The organism is Stutzerimonas stutzeri (assembly GCF_018138085.1).
GTDB lineage: Bacteria > Pseudomonadota > Gammaproteobacteria > Pseudomonadales > Pseudomonadaceae > Stutzerimonas > Stutzerimonas stutzeri_AI.
Genome location: NZ_CP073105.1, coordinates 1,675,697 through 1,693,237 on the forward strand (window position 1 = coordinate 1,675,697; position 17,541 = coordinate 1,693,237).

The following is a 17,541-nucleotide window of genomic DNA, read 5'->3' on the forward strand; positions in this document are numbered from 1 at the left end:
GTTCAGCTGTTTTCCGGTTCTACGCGGCTCGCTCAGGCCGGCAGCGCGGCGCGTGGGCGCAAGGTCAGGCTGGCATGTACCACCAGCGTTGCGATAACCAGCGCACCGCCGTATAGCGTCGCGCTAGCGGGCGTCTCCTGCAGGAAATACCAGACCCAGAGTGTGCCCAGCACGCTTTCCAGCAGATAGAACAGGGCCACCTCGGCGGAGGGCAGATAGCGGGTCGCGTTATTGATCAGCAGCGTGGCCAGCGGCATCTGGACCAAACCCATGACCACCAATGCCCAGTAGCTCGTGGCTTCCAGACCGAACGGCTGGGCCTTGGGCCAGGCGATCAGCGCGGCCGCCAATCCACCGAGCGCAATGAGCGGCATCCGCTCGATGGCAGGGTGGCGGCGTAGCAACGTAAGGTTGGCGCCCACGGCTGCCGACGAGAGCAGCGCATAGCCATTACCGGCCAGATCCGTCGGCGTGAAGGCCCCGGCAAATACAATCATGATCCCCAGCCCCGCCACGCCGATCGCGAGCCAAGTGTGCAGCCCCACGTGCTCACGTAAAAAAAACCGCGTGAATAGCGCTGCGAACAGCGGCGCCGTGCTGAGGACCACCACCACGTTGGCGACCGTGGTATGGATGACCGCCAGCACGAAGAAGATCGAAATCAAAGCCAGTAACAAGGCCGAGCCGGCGCTGATCAGCGGTTGCGCCTTGAGGCTGGCCCGGCTTCTGGCGGTCAGCGAAAACACGCCCAGCGCCAAGAACATCAACAGACCGCGCCAAAACACGATGCTCCAGCCATCCGCCTGCGCCAGACGCACCAACAGACCATCGAAACTGAGTACGACGATGCCGCTCGTGACGAGCAACAAACCGCGTGCTTGATCGTTCATCTGTTGTCCTCGGCGTGTCGTTGACGGGTGTTTTGTCATTGCCTGGACGCATGATCGAAGTAGGTCGCGCCAGACGCTTTACCGATGATGGCCTCGGTTGTCTCCTCGAAGTAGCCCAGAAACGCCACGGGCACTGCGGTTCGCGACCTTAGTGCCCGAGATACGTAGCCAGTGGAGTATTAGCTGAAGGTGAGCGAAGCGAGTCAAGTGACTAGCGTGTGAGGCGATACCTTCTGGTCGGGATCAAGGAAAGCGTGTTGGTGCTGAACGATGAGCCAGCGCTCAGCAAAATCCGTAGGGTGGAAAACGGCGGAGCCTTTTCCACGCGTTACTTCCAAGCTACCTCGCTAAGCCGAACGTCCCGCATCTTGGTTTGGTCGTGATGTGAGGCTCTTTGTCTTGGCTGCAAGCACAGCAGCCTGAATCGCGCTCAGCGTGTTCTTGCCCGCCGGGTATTCAAACACTTTGCTCTCAGCCAGGGTGTAAACACGCTCGCCGTTGTTCAGCGTGACCTGCAGAAAAGCCAGGTGATCCGTCCACGAGCGATACCGGCGCACCATGAACAGGCTGTGTTTGGAGGTGACCGAGCGAATGCGGGTCAAGGGTATTTGCCGGTGACCCGCGTCGCGGGTAATCACCAGCTCATCGTTATGGATAAACGCTGGGCCACAGTTCTTGACCTGGACATATTCAACGGCAAAACGGCCCCACAGCATAAAAAGCACCGGCACAACCACCCATATCTCGGCGCGCTTCATGTCGGGCAATGCGAACAAGAACATAACGCCGACTGCCACGAAAATGGCGAGCGTAACGAATCGGTAGAAATAGACGTTTTGGAATTCCATAAGGCTTAGGAAGCGGGTGTCCATACGCGTGTTATTCCTCGAAGTCGCTTTAGCGCGCTGATGGGCTTTGGAGGAATTTGAGCAGAGTAGAACGCTGGCTGCGCTATCCAATCGTGAGAAATGTGGTTTGTCCCTCTGTTTCTCGCAGGTACGCCTCGACTGACGTTCGGCCGCAGCTTTGAGTCGCCAATATCAAGGCATTGCGCCCCACGCCGTGCCAGGCGAAGCACGTGGATGATGCCGGGTAGCGTGTGGCGCAGATGCGGGCGGGCAGGGATAGGAAATAATCTGTCCCTTTTCTCCCATTTCACTAGCGACTGTGGTCGGCGTGCCGCCCAGGTCGTTTTCGTCCGGCATTGAGGTCGCGTTTGGCATTCATCAAATCTTACCGGTCAGTATAGTCGCCTCCATATCCACATCGGAGAGTCGACCAATGGATAAAACCCGCGAGCGCCTCGTTGATGCCGCGCTAACTCTTTTTGTCTCGCAGGGCGTGCACATTACCGGTGTGGTGGCGATCGCAGCGTTGGCAGGCGTGACGAAAATGACCCTGTACAGTCATTTCCCTTCCAAGGACGCGCTGATTGTTGCGTGCCTTGAAGAACGTGACCGTCGCTGGCGTGAGGAGGTAGCGAGCACCTTAGCGAAGCATGCCGAACCGGTTGACGGCATGCTCGCCTTCTTCGATTTGTATGAGCGCTTTCTGCTGCGCGACAGCGGCCGTGGCTGCCTGTTCGTCAACAGCGCAGCTGAATTCCCATCATGCAGTCACCCGGTCCGTTTGGCCGTGAGCCGGCATAAACAAGGGATTCGTGACAACCTCACTGCGTTGGCCGCCAGAGCAGGCGTTAGCGATCCGGCGTCGATTGCCGATGGGCTGTTCATCTTGTTGGAGGGTAGTTTTGTCAGCGGCGCCATGGGCGAGACCGCTCGGCTATTCGAGACCGCAAAACGCGTGGCACTTTGCTGGATCACAGCGCAACGCCCGCATGAGTTGAGCGCATGAAGGTAGGCCTGCTCGCAGCGATTGCTGCCACGTTTTCCTGGTCGCTGCTCTACATCTTTCCAAGCCTGATCGGCGATTACAGTCTGTTCGACCTCGCTGTGGTGAGCTATGGCTTCGCCGGGCTGGGTAGCCTGCTGGTTTTGTACACGTACCGCAGCGAAGTCAAGAAACTCACTTCGACCGACTGGGCCTGGGCCGCGCTCTTGGGCTTTCTTGGCTACATCGGTTATTTCTTTCTGATCACTACCGCCGTCTTGGCAGCCGGGCCTGTTATCCCTCCGGTGATGATGGGTTCTGTTCCTATCGTTCTCGCCATTGCCGGCAACATGCGCAGCGCCAGCGTGCCTTGGCGCACCATTGCCGGACCATTGATGGTGGCGGCGTTGGGGATAGGCCTGTTCAACTTGAGCGTGTTCGATTTCAGCGATGCGGCGCAGATGCGTACTACCAGTTCGATACTGCTTGGGCTATTTGTCTCTCTGCTGGCAATCGCATCCTGGACTGGCTTCGGCTTGTTGAACGAAAGCGCCCTAGCCCGACGTTCAGGCATGTCACCCATGCTTTGGTCCGCCATGCTGATTTTTATGTGCAGTGTAGAGATGCTGGCTTTCATCCCGGTGGGGCTGTATCTGGACCTCTCCAATTTCGCGGACCAACCGAGTGGCTTGGCTGGTACCGATGCGCTTCTCATATGCGGCGCGATTCAAGGGCTTGGCGCTACGCTCGCCGGTGCCTGGGCGTGGTCAGTCGCAACCCGTCGCCTGCCGCTGGCGCTCAGCGCGCAGCTGATTGCCAGTCAAACGCTCTACGCAACCGCACTAGGCCTGTTCGTCCATCACCGCTGGCCTTCTGCTGCCGAAGCAATCGGGACAGGCTTGCTGTTCTTAGGCGTGGTATGGGCCATTCAGGCGTTCTATCGCAGGCAAGCACGTACTGACAGCGTCGGCGGCAGTCCTGAGCGACTCATGGCTAACAAAACGACATGATGCTGCCAGCGCTAGGGCATCGGTTTCGCCATGCGAGCGGGTTCCTTTTGTCAGTCGCGACAAAGTAGCCAACTGCGGGTCAAGCCCCGTCCGCGGATTGGCTCATCAAGCTGCGATCAGTCAGGCGGATGCTGTTCCGCCCGCCGCGCTTGGATTCGTACAACGCCACGTCGCCCTGCTCGATTAGCGCCGCAAGGCTGGCGGGAGACTGATCAAACACACTGACGCCGATACTCAGGGTGACAGGCTTCGGCGTGGCGAAATGCTGATTCGCGTTGTCATGGAAACGCTTTCGCAGCCCGTCGCCCAGCGCCACGATTCGTTCACGGGTAGCGTCGCCCAGCAGAATCACGAACTCATCACCACCCAGTCGCGCCGCCAACGAGCCTCCAGGCAGGACTGCACGAATCATCTCGCCCAGGGCGATCAGCAGCCGGTCGCCCGCCGCATGGCCATGCAGATCGTTAACAAGCTTGAAGTTGTCGATATCGATCAGCAGCAGTGCCCCCGGACGAGCAGGCGAGGCCTCGCGTAGCAAACGTGGCGCCCTTGCCTCAAGAGCGCGGCGGTTATACATGGCGGTCAGCGGGTCCCGCGCGGCCAGCCGCTCGATTTGCCTTTCCCTGCGGTAGCGCACGGTGCCGGTCATCGACAGTGCGATCAGCATGATCGCCATCACCCCTTCGACCAGCGAGATCTGGACGATCGTGCCGCCGAATACCGAGAGATCGATCAGCGTGCCCGGGACCAGCGGCGGAATCATCTTGGCGAAGTAGAACAGGCTGTGCGCCAGCAGCACATACCGCAGCTGCGCCGCACCGGCGCCCAGTGACTTGTCCCGTGAGCGCAGCAGCAGACTCGCCCTGAGCGTCGGCAGCGCGACCAGAAGAGAATTCAACAGCAGGATGACCTTCGACCAGATCTGCTCGCCTGGCAGTAGCAGCAGTGCGGCCCAGGCGACGAATATCAGATACCAGCCGCGCGACAGGCGCACGCTCCTGAACCGCGCGACACCCAGCAGAAACAGCCAATGCGCAGTCACCAGCAGACCATTGGCGAACCAGATCCCAATCAGGAGCAACCCGCTGACACGCAGCAGGGCGAGCGTCGAGCCGACACTGATCAAGGCGAAGCCCGCACTCCAGAACAACAGCGACGGCTCACGAACGGCCCGCCACTCGACGGCCTGATACAACGCAGCCGCCAACGCGAGGGCGACGGAGAGCGTCAACATGGTGATCGGGTCGAGTGCCATGGGTGAAGCCTGTTGATTGCGATGGAAATGACAGTGCTAGCGGAGCCACGGTTTGTCGAAGCGTGGGGCAACGAGAAGTAGTCGGCCACGAGGCCAGGCGCTTGAATCGAATACGACGACTGGCAGACGCGCTGCTCCAGGGCCGGTTACCCGCCAGGACAGTGCTAGTAGGTAGGCACCGTTTAATTCATATGGGTAACTGGCACGAGTCTGTCGCACCCACGAATGAGGAAACGGACGCGACCGGGCGCTGCCCATCAGGTTCAGCGCTGGAGGAACTCTGCCGCTCAAAAGCAGAGCGGGTTGCTTTGAGTCTTGGCACTAGCCCGACTAATGGGTGTTCCCTTTTTTGAAAAATGACCGGGCCAAACAATGTGGCGCTACGCTTTTGCTTGAATTCTCATGGCTAACTTGTTCGCATGCCATCCAAACGAGAGATTTAGCATTAAGTAATAGAACGCAGTCACCGCGCTTATAATGATGAGCCACGTCGGCGTAGAGAGCGTGGGAAGAGCTTTGGTTGTTTCAGTAATCCCTTTTGGGCCTAATACAACGGAAATCAATATGGCTACGCCGGCGATCGATATGGCAACTGATGATAATAGGCAGCCTAATATCAACTTGTTTTTTTCTCTCTTGTCTGGCGCTCTTTTGTTGATTGCTACAAATTGATTAGAGGTAATAATGGATGCGCCCATAAGCATTGCTATGTTTGCTCCGGAGCCGAGGTCAATATCGAAGCCGTATGCAAGTACGTTGAAAAATAGCATTAATGCTGCGTTTAGCAATGCAAACAAGCCTACATATTTAACAACAGGTATCTCGTTTTTAGATGTCATGGAACGTCCTTGTATTTCATCGTTTGATTAGCAGGTGAGCTAGATTCATGTATGTGAGTCAATTGCAAAGCGATCAACGTTAGGGTGTTGATCGCTGGTGTCTCCTTCAATCTGACGTGAGCTTCAGCAGGCCGACTGCGAGAAGCAGCCAAGCCATCCCGGCGAAGCAGAGCCACCAGGCCACTACCATGCGGCGTTTAATGAAGTGGGGGAGATTGCGTAGTTCGCTTTCCAATAGGTCTCCCCGGTTTATGTGACCTTTGGGGAACAATGCGATAGCTGCCAAACTGCTGGTTAACACAAAACGGGAGTAAAGGCCGCTGTCACCCCAAAGCATTTTCTGTCTAATCACGTATCCGCTGTTTGGAAACGTATGGAGTATCGTGTCGAGATTTCGGTAGGCCATTACAAGAATCATGAGCAGGCCTGAGAACCCGATTGCGAAAGGGGCTAAAAGAAAGGTGATTTGAAGGTCTAACGGCCAGGTTTCAAACCATGTGCTGAAGTTCAATGCTTACTCCCCTCATAAATCTTCTCGCCCGCAAGTTCTCCAGCCCATCCGCCACCGGCCCCACCAGCAACCGAAGCTCCGCCAACCACTACCAGACCGCAGGCAACACCGCCCAGTCCGCCTGTCGCAATTCCAAGGGCGACGCAAATCGAACCCGCCGCTGGGCTAGCAAGGGCCACAGCTAGCGCTCCACCACCCAGCGCCCCAGCAAAATTACCCGTCTCGGTAAACCGAATCTTCTGACATGCCTGGGTTTCGCCTGCCTGGCACACCTCTTGGACCTTCAATAATGAGGCCGTCCCGCCAAGAGCGACACCAACGTAGCCGCCATACTTGAGGTACGTCGCCGCCTTGGCAATTTCATTCATGTGGGTCGCGTATCCGGGAATCTGGCCTGGCGCGCCGCCCTTGCTCCAATGATGCACCAAGCTACGGGTGGAAATACCGAGATCCTGGCGCAGGGTTGGGTAGTTGCCCAGTCCCAGTTGCTTGCCAAGAAAGGTCGCCTTCAGCTGATTGTCGAGCTGGCGGTACAGCTGCTGGCGGGACGTGAAGAACTGCTGACTGCGCAGATGGCCATGCGCTGCATACTCGCGCTGATGGAGGTACTCGATATCATGCAGCGTGTTCTCGATCTGCTTCAAGCCGTTCCCGAGCACGTCGGTGCCGAGCCCCAGCGACGCGCTTGCGCCGCCCACCATCAAAGCGATTTCGGCTTGATGGTCAGCCATGAAATTGGCTTCGCTCTCGCTCAATGACTCCAGAGCCGCGCGCACCTCGGCGGCGGCCGCCATCAGGTCAGCTTCTTCACGTGAGCACGCGGTTGGATTGATCAGGTTGCCGAGGACAAACATTTCACCGGCTTTGAAGCCCTTCGCAAAGGTCGGATTCAGCGCCTTGATGCGATTCACCAGATGTTTGTGCGGCGCGTCGGCGAACAGCCTGGCAAGCACCTGCTCACCGGACATGCTGCGCGGTACCCGGTAGAAGCCGGGCGGCAAGGCCTCGGGAACCTTGAGCAAATCGGGCGGCGGCCAATCCGACAGTTCTGGAGCGGCTTCGACCTTTTGCTCCCAGGCGGCAAATGAGGCGCCGCCGTTGCCTGGCTTGATTTTCGGCAACTCGGCCTGTCGGCCCCAGCCATGATCAGGTAGCCAGCTCGAATCGCGGCTGCCGGTGCTGTCAGGCTTCCAGCCGGTGTCCAGATCCCAGCCCTGATCGAATGGGTAGGTCGCGTCTTTGAGGGTGTCCGTCCCCATGAAAATCTTCCCTGTGCTGTTGAACCGGGCCGCAGTCTATCTGTTTGACGGCCTTGGCTAACCCGCCCTTGTTCACGAAACTTGTGCTGGAAACCGCTGGAGGCTGTTCCGTTCGGGTCAAGGGTATGCCACGCAATACTACGCGGCGAAACCTTTTGGCAGCGCTTATGTAGGTCGTCGGGACTCAGCGCGAAATAGAAGGGTGAGCGTATATTTGTTGCCTTGTATTCTCCCATAGGAAACTCGGGCGATCGAATCCAAACAAAAAAATAGATCCTCGCATCACCAGATATGCTTGCGGCTTTAAGCCTTTTTCTTGAGTCGCCTGTTAGCAGCTACTATTTCTAGTAGTATTTCTTCTTGTATGCTGCTGAGAGCTTTTTTTTGCGCTTCGATTTCTATGACAAATTTTTCTATTTCGGTAGTTTGATTAACGACGTGTTGTTCGGCGAAATCAAAAATTTTTTTTCTCAGGTTTGTACTGCTATCTCTGTATAAATCTATTTTCTCAGCTAAGGAAGCTTCGCCTAATGAGCTAAGCATAAAAGAAGCTTTTCTCACGTTGGCTATGTTCTCGTATACAGCTTCTGACGCGGCTATCCATTTGCTTTCGAAGCTGCTACTGGTTGGCTGATTTTTCGCATACTTATCGAGCAGCTTCATATGAAGGAAAAAAAATAAATTGATATTGTCTGAATACTGAAAAAAATAATCTGCGCTTAGGAATAGACGACTTACATCTTGTTCGGCTAGTTTTTCGATGGTTACTCTTCGGGCGTGACTTCGTATTGTTCCGTAGCTGAGCAAAATCGCTGCTAGCGGAACAGCTATTTGCGACGCAGCAAGAATGTAATCTATGTAAGTCTTTTGCGTAGCTTCGTTGACAAGAATGCGCAGCTGGTTGAAGTCAAGGTCAAGCATGCCGGAGGCCTCGGTGGAGCAATCGATGGCATAGGATACCTGATGTGGTAGCTGGTGTTTGGCTCTTGATGCTGGTTGTTTGTTTGTAAATAGACAAACAACTTTGGTAAGCTGCGCGCCATGACCAGCACCTTCTCCTATACCTTCCCGGCCATCCGCGGCGTCCAAGCGGGTCGGGAGTACTACGTCTCGATGTGCCCCTTGCGATTGCTGCCGAGGCTCTTCGTTTTCGACAATGAAGAGCTCGTGCCGGAGCTCAGGGCCCAGCGTTCGATCAACCTGTCCCGGGTCCCCGAAATTGCGCGGTACATCGTCGCAAACCCCGAAAGCTACACGTTCTCTGCCATCACCGCTTCGGTAGACGGGCAGGTTTCGTTTGAGCCGGTGGGGAGCGGGAGCACCAACGCATTCCGCATGGGAACGTTGTCCATTGATATGGATGCACGTTTCGTTGTGAACGATGGGCAGCATCGGCGTGCTGCGATTGAGCAAGCGCTGGCTGCTAAGCCTGAGCTCGGGGACGAGACCATTGCCGTGGTGTTCTTCCATGATCGTGGTCTAGAGCGCTGCCAGCAGATGTTTGCCGACCTCAACCGGCATGCAGTCAAGCCGTCGCCATCGTTGAGCATTCTTTATGACCATCGTAGCGCTGCGGGCAACGTTGCGAAGCACCTGAGCCTTTCCGCAAATGTCTTTCGAAACCTTATAGAAACCGAGCGCTCATCCTTGTCACAGAGGTCGCGCAAGTTGTTCACGTTGAGCGCGCTGAATTTTGCTGTCATGGAGATGTGTACCGAGAAGGACCTTGAAGATTTCCAAACCGCCTCAACCAAGTGCATGGAATTTTGGGAAGCGGTTGGTGAACGGATTCCCGAGTGGGTGCATGTGCGGAACGGGAAAATGACCGCAGGCGAGGTCCGCCAGGATTTCATCCATTCTCACGCCATCGTGCTTCAGGCGTTAGGTCGGGTTGGTAAATGCATCTATCGGGATGGAAAACCTGATTTGACTAAAGCGCTGGCCGGTCTCTCTGGATTTGATTGGTCCCGCAAGAACAGCTCGTGCTGGGAAGGGCGGGCCATGGTTGGCGGCCGGATGTCCAAGAACAGCCAAAACGTGACCCTCACGTGTAACCGGATCAAAACTGCCTTAGGGCGGCCGCTCTCGCCTGAAGAGCAAAACGTCGAAAACGCTTTCCTTGCCGCTCGGTAAGGTGACCCAGATTTAATATCGGATGGCCCAATGACTCCTCCTGAGTCCATCATTCAAGAAATCCAGAACATCTATCTATCCGACTCTATGCCCTGGATTGTCGGCTATAGCGGTGGGAAGGATTCAACCGCATCGCTCCAGCTTATCTGGAATGCCGTGGCTGCGTTGCCAGCTGAGCAGCGCACCAAAGAAATTCACGTCATCAGTACTGACACTCTGGTTGAGAACCCGGTAATTGCTGCTTGGGTCGCCGGCTCGTTGAAGACAATGGAATATGAGGCCGAGCGCCAAGGGTTGCCGTTTGTACCCAGGCGACTAACACCATCCTTGGAAAGCCGCTTTTGGGTGAACCTCATTGGTAAAGGCTATCCAACCCCGCGCAATCGGTTCCGTTGGTGTACTGACCGACTGAAAATCAGTGCTTCCGAGAAGTACATCCAGGACCTGTCTGAGGCGAATAACGAAGCGATCTTGGTGCTGGGACAAAGGCGTGGCGAGAGTGCTGCTCGTGACAAGGTCATGGACGTATATAGCGGCAGCTCTCGCGACCGTTTGAGCCGTAACGGCAATCCAAAACTTTCCCGCGTATGGGTCTATTTGCCCATCGAAACGTGGAGCAGTGACGATGTCTGGATGTACATCCTGACGGAGCCAAACCCGTGGGGTGTCGATAACCAAGATCTGTTCGATATTTACAAAGGCGCCACGCCCGATGCGGAGTGCCCCGTCGTCGTCGATAAATCCACGCCTAGTTGTGGCGACAGCCGCTTCGGTTGCTACGTTTGCACCATGGTGTCTCAGGACAAGTCCATGGGCGCGATGATTCAGAATGACGAGCAGAAATCATGGATGCAGCCGATTCTGAATTTCCGTAATAACTATCTGACCATCCACGACTGGGACAAGCGGGACTTCCAGCGCATGAACGGCCGGATCAAGATCATGAACGAGCGTGATGAGCTGATTCACGGCCCTTATCTTCAAGATTACCGCGCCACATTGCTTGAAGAGCTGCTACGCACCCAGAAAACGGTGCGTGCAGCCAAAGTGCCAGGTCACGATCAGATCGAGCTGATTCCATTGGAGGAAATGGACGCGATTCGTCGAATCTGGGTTGAGGAAAAGGGCGAAATCGAGGACCTGGTGCCGCAGATCTATCAGCGTGTCTTTGATGAGCCTTATCCAGGTAAACCGCTTGAGCAGCACCCGCTTGAGCCAGAAGACCTTGGGATATTGAAAGAGGTAGCTGCGGAGCTCGATCCTGAGGCTGCAGATCGGCTCTACCGACTGACGCGTAACCTTTTAGGTGTGCAGTTCCAGTCGATGCAATCTCAAAAACGCTCTTTGCATCTGGATCGTCTAGACGCCGTTCTTAAGGCGAATGCATTCCGGACGGAAGAGGAGGCGTTGGCCTTTGCTGTTAAGCATAAACACATGAGCGAGAAAGATGAGCCAGTTTCAGATGATGAGGTTGAGTTGATCCCGCACGTCCAAGAAGAAGTTGAAGCATAAGCATGGCCAAGCTGACGATTAACCAGATTTCAATTCAAAACCTTGGCCCTTTTCGCGAGCAGCAAAGCTTTGACTTCAGCGTGAACGCGAGCCGCCCCGTTATCTTGGTCAAGGCACTTAACGGAAGCGGAAAAACGACTTTGCTGACGTCGCTGCAGATCGGCTTGTATGGGTATAAAGCTGTCAACATCGCTCGCCGCTCTGAGTACGATCAGTTGGTGTCTGGGCTGCAGCGTAAAGACGCTACGGGTAACGCTCGAATCGACATCGCGCTAACCATCGAGCGGGGCGCTGACCTCCAAACGCTAACCCTCAGGCGTGAATGGATCCCGCGCGAATCGGGTTTACGTGAGATTTTCAAGGTCTACCAACACGGTTTCGAAGACATTGCCCTAACTGAAGACTGGGATGAATTCATCAATAGCATTCTCCCGGTTGAGCTCGTTCACCTGTTCCTATTCGATGGCGAAAAGATCGAAGCGCTGGCCAACCCAGAGCGGTTGCCACAGCTGCTGCGTCGCGCAACCGAGGTTTTTCTTGGCCTCGGCGGTATTGACGCGTTAGCCAGCGATCTCAAGGCGGTTGCGCGCCGAGCTGGCGGCAAGAAAGCCGTAGCGGGTGAGCTGAGCGAAGCGCAAACGCAGTTGGAGCAATATGGGCAACAGCTGGATCAGATCAACGAACGCATAGCGATGCTCACGCAGCAGCAGGCTCTGGCGCGTACAGAGTTGGATGATGCCCAGCGCAAAGCACAAATCTTTGCAGTAGAGGCGCAGCGGAGTGGTTTGCAAGCGTATCAGCAGGCCGCCGAGCTCAAGGGGCGCCTGGAGCTGTGTAAGGAACGGCACAGCCAGGCGCGGGCCGCACTGGTCTCGGCATTGGAAGACCCTCTTTTACCGTTGGCTTGGCTCGGACCGTTATGGAGCAGCTATAAAACGCAGTGGGAGATGGACAAGCAAGCCCAGAACGCAGTGCTACTGAGTGATGAGTTCATCAAGCGCGATCAACGCATCCTCGCCGTATTAGAAGCCCAGGCTCCGCAGGCACGGCAGGCCGTGGCGGATCTGCTTAAACAGGACCTGCAGGTATTTGAGGCCGCGAAACAGCATAAGCCCGTACTCTTGCCCAGCGGTAATCCAGCAGAGATCGAGCCGCTATTAGAACTGGCCAAAAAACAGCTGAAACAAGCACAGTTAGCGGTCGAGCAGGCTCAGCGAGATGTAGATAAAGCCCAGAAGGCAGTCGATCAGATTCCTGACAAGGAACAGTTATCCGGCGTGTTTGCGGATATGCAGAAGTACACGCAAGCCGTTTCAGACGCAGAGCTGAAATTGCGTGGGCTGGCAAAAGAGTTGGATGAAGCGCGGACCAGCCAAAACCACTTTGAAAACCGGCTTAACACTGCCCGCCAGAAGCTACGTGCAGAATCAAAAGAAAGTGAATTTCAGCTTCATAGCCTCGAGGCCGCAGAGCGTGCTAAGACGGCTCTGCTTGTATTTCGTGAGCGACTATTGGCCTCTAAGGCGCAATGGCTTTCAGAAATGATCACGGCAGAGTTCAAGCAACTGCTGCGCAAGCGCAATCTAATTTCCCGAGTGACAGTGGAACCCCAAACCTATGCGGTATCCATTGAAGACGTGAATGGCCACAGCTTACCTATGGAACGCTTGTCTGCGGGCGAGAGGCAGATTCTCGCTATTGCCGTGCTTAGCGCATTGATCAGCGAGCGAAAGGGGCGCTTCCCTGTTGTGGTAGATACTCCGTTGGCCCGGCTGGATCGCAAACATCGTGAGGCACTGATCCATAACTTCTTTGCCAAGGTATCTCATCAGGTGTTAGTGCTTTCCACTGATGAAGAGGTAGAGGGCAGCGTGCATACCGCTCTGGAACAGCATATGAGCCGTGAATACGCGCTTACCTTTGACGATGAAAGTCGCCGCAGCATTGCCAATGTAAAAGCCCATCAGCTCCAGCTGGAGGCCGCCTTGTGATTGATCGAATTCGCCTAACCGCAGCAGCCAAGATTCAGCTTTCGACACTTAAACGTAAGACAGGTATAGAACACTACAACTCTATTTGTAGGCATGCGTTGTGCTTGTCTCTAGCTAATCCAACTATGCCTCCCGATGAAGATTTTAATTTTAATGGCGGAATAGAAATTGACTGGAGAGTGTTTGCTGGGGGTTATGAAGATCTCTATTTGAATCTTATATTGATGCGCATGAAGAGCGATGATATAAAAAATACCGCTGATAGTTTAAGAAAAGTTTGTGCCTCCCATATGCATCGTGGGTTGTCTTATCTAGCCGGTAAAGGAGATGACCACATCATAGACTCGTTAATGCTTTGAGGTGCCAAGCCGCTCTAAAGAGCGGCTTTTTTCAGATATTTTTGATATTCATCTATTACGGTTCTTATGGCATGCTCGGCGAAAGACTCAACATCAAAACCAAAAGAAATTCTTGGTGATCTTTTAGTTGACCTTGAGAGAAGTTTTTTAGGTTGTCCAAATGAGTTCTCATTGAGGTGGAATAGCCTATGTATTTCGTCCTCAATGGCAAGGCGAGCAAATTTTCGTTTTCGCTCGTCTTCCCTGTCTATAACTTCACAATGAAGCCCGATATAGACGAACTCTCCGTCGTATGGTGAGCAGTTAGTTGCAGAAAACTCTTTTCTGAGCTTTTCAGAGAATGAGCTGTCAGCTTTGCTTAAATGACTCCCCCAGCGAGATGTTGGTAGTATTCCAGTTTCGCCGATATACGCATGGTCTGACGTGAATATAGCGTATAAGTAGGAGCAATTACGGAAACCCCACACTGTCCCGCAGTGGTATATCATTCCCCCTCCTGGTTTTCATAGGTCCAATCCACAAGAAAACTGTCGATGTTTTTATGAAAGCGACGAAAAGCATTCTCTAGTTTTTCAGTGTCTATGTCTGTCTCATGGTTGAATACGTTGTTTTCTGCGACAGCGGCAGAAAAAATTAGAGCTTCAATTGTGAGTCGCTCCTTTGTTCCATCTTCAAACCGGCTGATGAATTCCTCATAAAATGGGTGACTTTTGTTTATGTATGTATAAACACCCTCTACAGAGTCAAAATATGCTTTCCAAAGCTGCCGGGCAGGTATAGTGTCCGAATACCTGATTTTCTTGAAACTAGTGTCAGAGTCTTCGTGTTGTTTGAGCGGGTCTTTAGCTTCTTCTGCATTAAGTTCTTTAAGCGCTTCGCGCTGCTTTTTTTGCTGCCTTTCAAGTGTTAATTTGTTTGGAGCGCCTTTGTCTGCTTCTTGCGGGTCGTCTTCTGAAACGTCACGCAGTGTGAGATTGAAAGTCTCGCCTTCTCCATGTCGGGTTTTTATTTTTTCTTGACACGCTTGACGTATCTCTTTTGCTGTTCTTATTGCTTGTTTAACTATCTTTTCCAGAGTCCCTAATATTTCATCATCAATTTCTAGGCGCTGTTTTGAAACGTCTACATGAAGTATGTCGTCGTGTTCATCAAGTATTTCAAATCGAAAGCGGACGTTAATGTCATCTTTTGTTATAAGTGGTTTTCCGCTCGGTCCTTCAAGACTGTCACCCCATCGAATTAGCCTGCCGTTCCGATATATGAAGAATCCGCTATTCTCTCGTGAGATTTGATATGCTTTTACCTGCTGCTTATCTTCGGAAGATAGCGGTGAAGACTCGCCGGCCATGCTCGCTTGGGGGAAAGCTACAGCTTTTACTCTTATAGGGGGGAGGTCATTCTCGTACTTGTCCTTAAATGAGTCCCAATCTCTGTCCAATACCAAATAGGGGCTTACGAAATCGTATGTTTCTGGATCCCAGCCTGTGTGTTTGGAAGCTTCATCCAAGAAGAGTAAGTCTTTAGGTTGAATATCATCATATTCTTCGTCGGAGTTGTGTGGTGATACCCTTAGTTTTATTTTTAGTGGCTTTGCCTTCTGCAGAAAAGAGTAGTAGACGACACCGAGTCGGTCCCTTAGCTTGGTTACCGTTGAGCCGGGAGAGGACTGATTAATATTTTCGCAGCCAGATATTTCTACGATGGTTCCTGACTTCTTACTGAGTAGTCTTTCACTATTTTTAACCTGTTCGGGTGTTAGTTCTTTTTGTATTATTGAAAGTCGTCCTAATTCTTCTATCTTCTCAAGGTCGAATACGTATTTATTTGAAATTATGCCGTCTTTTTTACTGATGATGCTTATGCGTGTGCCGAGTGATAGGCCTGCTGCCTTAAGGCCCATTCCGTATTTTGAAAGACTGTTTGGTTTGTAGTTTCGATCTGAGCCAAGTTTGAAGGCATTTATGATTTCACCGTGATCCATTCCGCGACCGTTATCGATGATCTGATAATAGCGGACACTGTTTCTTGACTTTAAGGTTCTACCTTCTCTAAGTTTCAGTGTTACGAATACTTCCGTAGCATTCGCTGTAACTGAGTTGTCAATAATGTCCATGACAGCGGTGTGTGGTTCATACCCAATTTTTGATATCGCCTCGCAGACTCTTAGTGCGTCAAATCCGACCTCTACTTCCTTTTCTTTTGTGCTCATCTTTTTTCCTATATATAAAAAACCCCGCGTAGCGGGGTTTGAATTTCTGCCCCATCCATGTAGGCATTTTCTCTAAATCAATCCCAGCTCAACGCTCCACCCGTCTGGTACTCAATCACCCGCGTTTCAAAGAAGTTCTTCTCCTTCTTGAGGTCCATGATCTCGCTCATCCATGGGAAGGGGTTGGTGGTGCCCGGATATTCCTCTTTCAAACCAATCTGCGTCAACCGACGGTTCGCGATGAACTTGAGGTAGTCCTCCATCATCGAGGCGTTCATGCCGAGCACGCCACGGGGCATGGTGTCGCGGGCGTATTCGATTTCGAGCTGCGTACCCTGGAGGATCATCTGGGTCGCTTCGTCCTTCATGGCGGCGTCCCACAGGTGTGGGTTTTCGATCTTGATCTGGTTGATCACGTCGATGCCGAAGTTCAGGTGCATGGACTCGTCGCGCAGGATGTACTGGAACTGCTCGGCGGTGCCGGTCATCTTGTTGCGGCGGCCCATGGAGAGAATCTGGGTGAAGCCGCAGTAGAAGAAGATGCCTTCCAGGACGCAGTAGTAGGCGATGAGGTTGCGCAGGAACTCTTTATCCGTCTCGACGGTGCCGGTCTGGAAGGTCGGGTCGGAGATGGAGCGGGTGTACTTGAGGCCCCAGGAGGCCTTCTTCGCGACGCTCGGGATCTCGTGGTACATGTTGAAGATTTCGCCTTCATCCATGCCCAGCGACTCGATGCAGTACTGGTAGGCGTGGGTGTGGATCGCCTCTTCGAAGGCCTGACGCAGGATGTACTGGCGGCATTCGGGGTTGGTGATCAGGCGGTACACGGCCAGCACCAGGTTGTTGGCGACCAGGCTGTCGGCGGTGGAGAAGAAGCCGAGGTTGCGCTTGACGATGCGGCGCTCGTCCTCGGAGAGGCCGTCCGGGCTCTTCCACAGGGCGATGTCGGCGTTCATGTTCACTTCCTGCGGCATCCAGTGGTTGGCGCAACCATCCAGATACTTCTGCCAAGCCCAGTCGTACTTGAAGGGGACGAGCTGGTTGAGGTCGGCGCGGGCGTTGATCATCTGCTTGTCGCCGACGTGAACGCGGGCGGATTCGCCTTCGAGTTCGTCCAGGCCTTCCTGGATGTCGAGGTCGTCGAGGGCCTTCTTGGCGCGGGCGACGGCAGCGGAGTCGTCAGAGGCTACGGCGCGGGCTTCTTCGACGGAGCCGGCGGCGTCCTGGTCGAGTTTGGCGGGGGCTTCGTTGCTGGTGGCAGCGGCTAGTGGGGCGGCGGGCGCGGCGGCAGTGGTGGTGTCTTCTTCGTCGAATTCGTCCCAGCTCAGCATGGCGGTTTCTCCTGATTGGGGACCGGCGAGGCCGGTCGGGAATGTTCTGGGCTTTTGTGTGTGCACGCAAAAGCGGGGTGTTGTTGTTGGGGAGGGTGGTGGTGCCCTGCGCCCTTTGTGTTCTGTATCAGGTCGGGTTTGGGCCCGGCCTTTGTGTTGTCTGGTGGGGCTTGCCCCTCACCCTAGCCCTCTCCCCGGAGGGGAGAGGGGATTGGATTTGAGGTGGCCCTCGGCTATGCGTTAACTCGGCTGGTGAGTTGGCGGATAGCGGATCGCGAGCGAGGACTAGGCGTCCCCGACTAGGCGTCCCCGACTAGGTGTCCCCCTCGCTCCTACAGGTCCGGGTTGAGCTAAAGCCTCGGAGCAGCGCTTTTTCAGCGGCGGCTCGGTGCAAGCGGTTTCCAGAGCGAGG

General features: G+C 54.2%; 16 protein-coding genes. 6 read left to right on the plus strand and 10 right to left on the minus strand.

Features of this window, described 5'->3' with window-relative positions; all coding sequences use genetic code 11:
• Positions 1 to 32: 32 nt before the first annotated feature.
• Both KCX70_RS07870 and KCX70_RS07875 read right to left on the minus strand, forming a co-directional pair.
• Entirely contained in the window at positions 33 to 890 is an 858-nt protein-coding gene (locus tag KCX70_RS07870; protein WP_212619810.1) for a DMT family transporter, read from the minus strand.
• 347 nt (positions 891 to 1,237) lie between these two features.
• Positions 1,238 to 1,762: a hypothetical protein gene (locus KCX70_RS07875; protein WP_212619811.1), complete on the minus strand. Its 525-nt coding sequence runs from the start codon at positions 1,760 to 1,762 to the stop codon at positions 1,238 to 1,240.
• A 409-nt stretch (positions 1,763 to 2,171) separates the two neighbouring features.
• On the opposite strand from KCX70_RS07875, the gene KCX70_RS07880 reads away from it, so the two are divergent.
• Positions 2,172 to 2,744, plus strand: a complete 573-nt coding sequence (locus KCX70_RS07880) for a TetR/AcrR family transcriptional regulator (protein WP_212619812.1) — start codon at positions 2,172 to 2,174, stop codon at positions 2,742 to 2,744.
• On the plus strand, positions 2,741 to 3,730 hold the full coding sequence (locus KCX70_RS07885; protein ID WP_212619813.1) for a DMT family transporter: 990 nt from the start codon (positions 2,741 to 2,743) through the stop codon (positions 3,728 to 3,730). Before KCX70_RS07880 ends, KCX70_RS07885 begins: the two co-directional genes overlap by 4 nt.
• Positions 3,731 to 3,809: 79 nt before the next feature.
• Here the strand turns inward: KCX70_RS07885 and KCX70_RS07890 are convergent, their stop codons facing one another.
• From KCX70_RS07890 to KCX70_RS07910, 5 genes are all read right to left on the minus strand, one after another.
• Positions 3,810 to 4,985 carry a GGDEF domain-containing protein gene (locus KCX70_RS07890; RefSeq protein ID WP_212619814.1) on the minus strand — a complete coding sequence of 392 codons (1,176 nt, stop codon included), beginning with the start codon at positions 4,983 to 4,985 and terminating at the stop codon, positions 3,810 to 3,812.
• A 380-nt stretch (positions 4,986 to 5,365) separates the two neighbouring features.
• Positions 5,366 to 5,824 (minus strand): ABZJ_00895 family protein, encoded by a 459-nt coding sequence (locus KCX70_RS07895; RefSeq protein WP_212619815.1) that lies wholly within the window; start codon positions 5,822 to 5,824, stop codon positions 5,366 to 5,368.
• 106 nt (positions 5,825 to 5,930) lie between these two features.
• Positions 5,931 to 6,335, minus strand: a complete 405-nt coding sequence (locus KCX70_RS07900) for a hypothetical protein (RefSeq protein WP_212619816.1) — start codon at positions 6,333 to 6,335, stop codon at positions 5,931 to 5,933.
• Entirely contained in the window at positions 6,332 to 7,594 is a 1,263-nt protein-coding gene (locus KCX70_RS07905) for a hypothetical protein (protein ID WP_212619817.1), read from the minus strand. Before KCX70_RS07905 ends, KCX70_RS07900 begins: the two co-directional genes overlap by 4 nt.
• Positions 7,595 to 7,897: 303 nt before the next feature.
• Entirely contained in the window at positions 7,898 to 8,515 is a 618-nt protein-coding gene (locus KCX70_RS07910) for a hypothetical protein (protein ID WP_212619818.1), read from the minus strand.
• Positions 8,516 to 8,635: 120 nt separating this feature from the next.
• On the opposite strand from KCX70_RS07910, the gene dndB reads away from it, so the two are divergent.
• Genes dndB through dndE form a run of 4 tightly spaced genes read left to right on the plus strand, consistent with a single transcriptional unit; the run spans position 8,636 to position 13,589 of the window.
• Entirely contained in the window at positions 8,636 to 9,727 is a 1,092-nt protein-coding gene (dndB, locus tag KCX70_RS07915) for a DNA sulfur modification protein DndB (RefSeq protein WP_212619819.1), read from the plus strand.
• 30 nt (positions 9,728 to 9,757) lie between these two features.
• Positions 9,758 to 11,239, plus strand: coding sequence for a DNA phosphorothioation system sulfurtransferase DndC (gene dndC / locus KCX70_RS07920; RefSeq protein ID WP_212619820.1), 1,482 nt, complete (start codon positions 9,758 to 9,760; stop codon positions 11,237 to 11,239).
• A gap of 2 nt (positions 11,240 to 11,241) precedes the next feature.
• Entirely contained in the window at positions 11,242 to 13,230 is a 1,989-nt protein-coding gene (dndD, locus tag KCX70_RS07925) for a DNA sulfur modification protein DndD (RefSeq protein ID WP_212619821.1), read from the plus strand.
• On the plus strand, positions 13,227 to 13,589 hold the full coding sequence (gene dndE / locus KCX70_RS07930) for a DNA sulfur modification protein DndE (RefSeq protein WP_212619822.1): 363 nt from the start codon (positions 13,227 to 13,229) through the stop codon (positions 13,587 to 13,589). The genes dndD and dndE overlap by 4 nt, the downstream gene beginning before the upstream one ends.
• Positions 13,590 to 13,603: 14 nt before the next feature.
• Here the strand turns inward: dndE and KCX70_RS07935 are convergent, their stop codons facing one another.
• The 3 genes from KCX70_RS07935 to KCX70_RS07945 all read right to left on the minus strand — a co-directional run bounded on the left by KCX70_RS07935 (position 13,604) and on the right by KCX70_RS07945 (position 17,129).
• Positions 13,604 to 14,077, minus strand: a complete 474-nt coding sequence (locus KCX70_RS07935; protein WP_212619823.1) for a hypothetical protein — start codon at positions 14,075 to 14,077, stop codon at positions 13,604 to 13,606.
• Positions 14,074 to 15,798, minus strand: a complete 1,725-nt coding sequence (locus KCX70_RS07940; protein ID WP_212619824.1) for an ATP-binding protein — start codon at positions 15,796 to 15,798, stop codon at positions 14,074 to 14,076. Before KCX70_RS07940 ends, KCX70_RS07935 begins: the two co-directional genes overlap by 4 nt.
• A 77-nt stretch (positions 15,799 to 15,875) precedes the next feature.
• Positions 15,876 to 17,129 (minus strand): ribonucleotide-diphosphate reductase subunit beta, encoded by a 1,254-nt coding sequence (locus tag KCX70_RS07945; RefSeq protein ID WP_212619825.1) that lies wholly within the window; start codon positions 17,127 to 17,129, stop codon positions 15,876 to 15,878.
• Positions 17,130 to 17,541 lie beyond the last annotated feature (412 nt).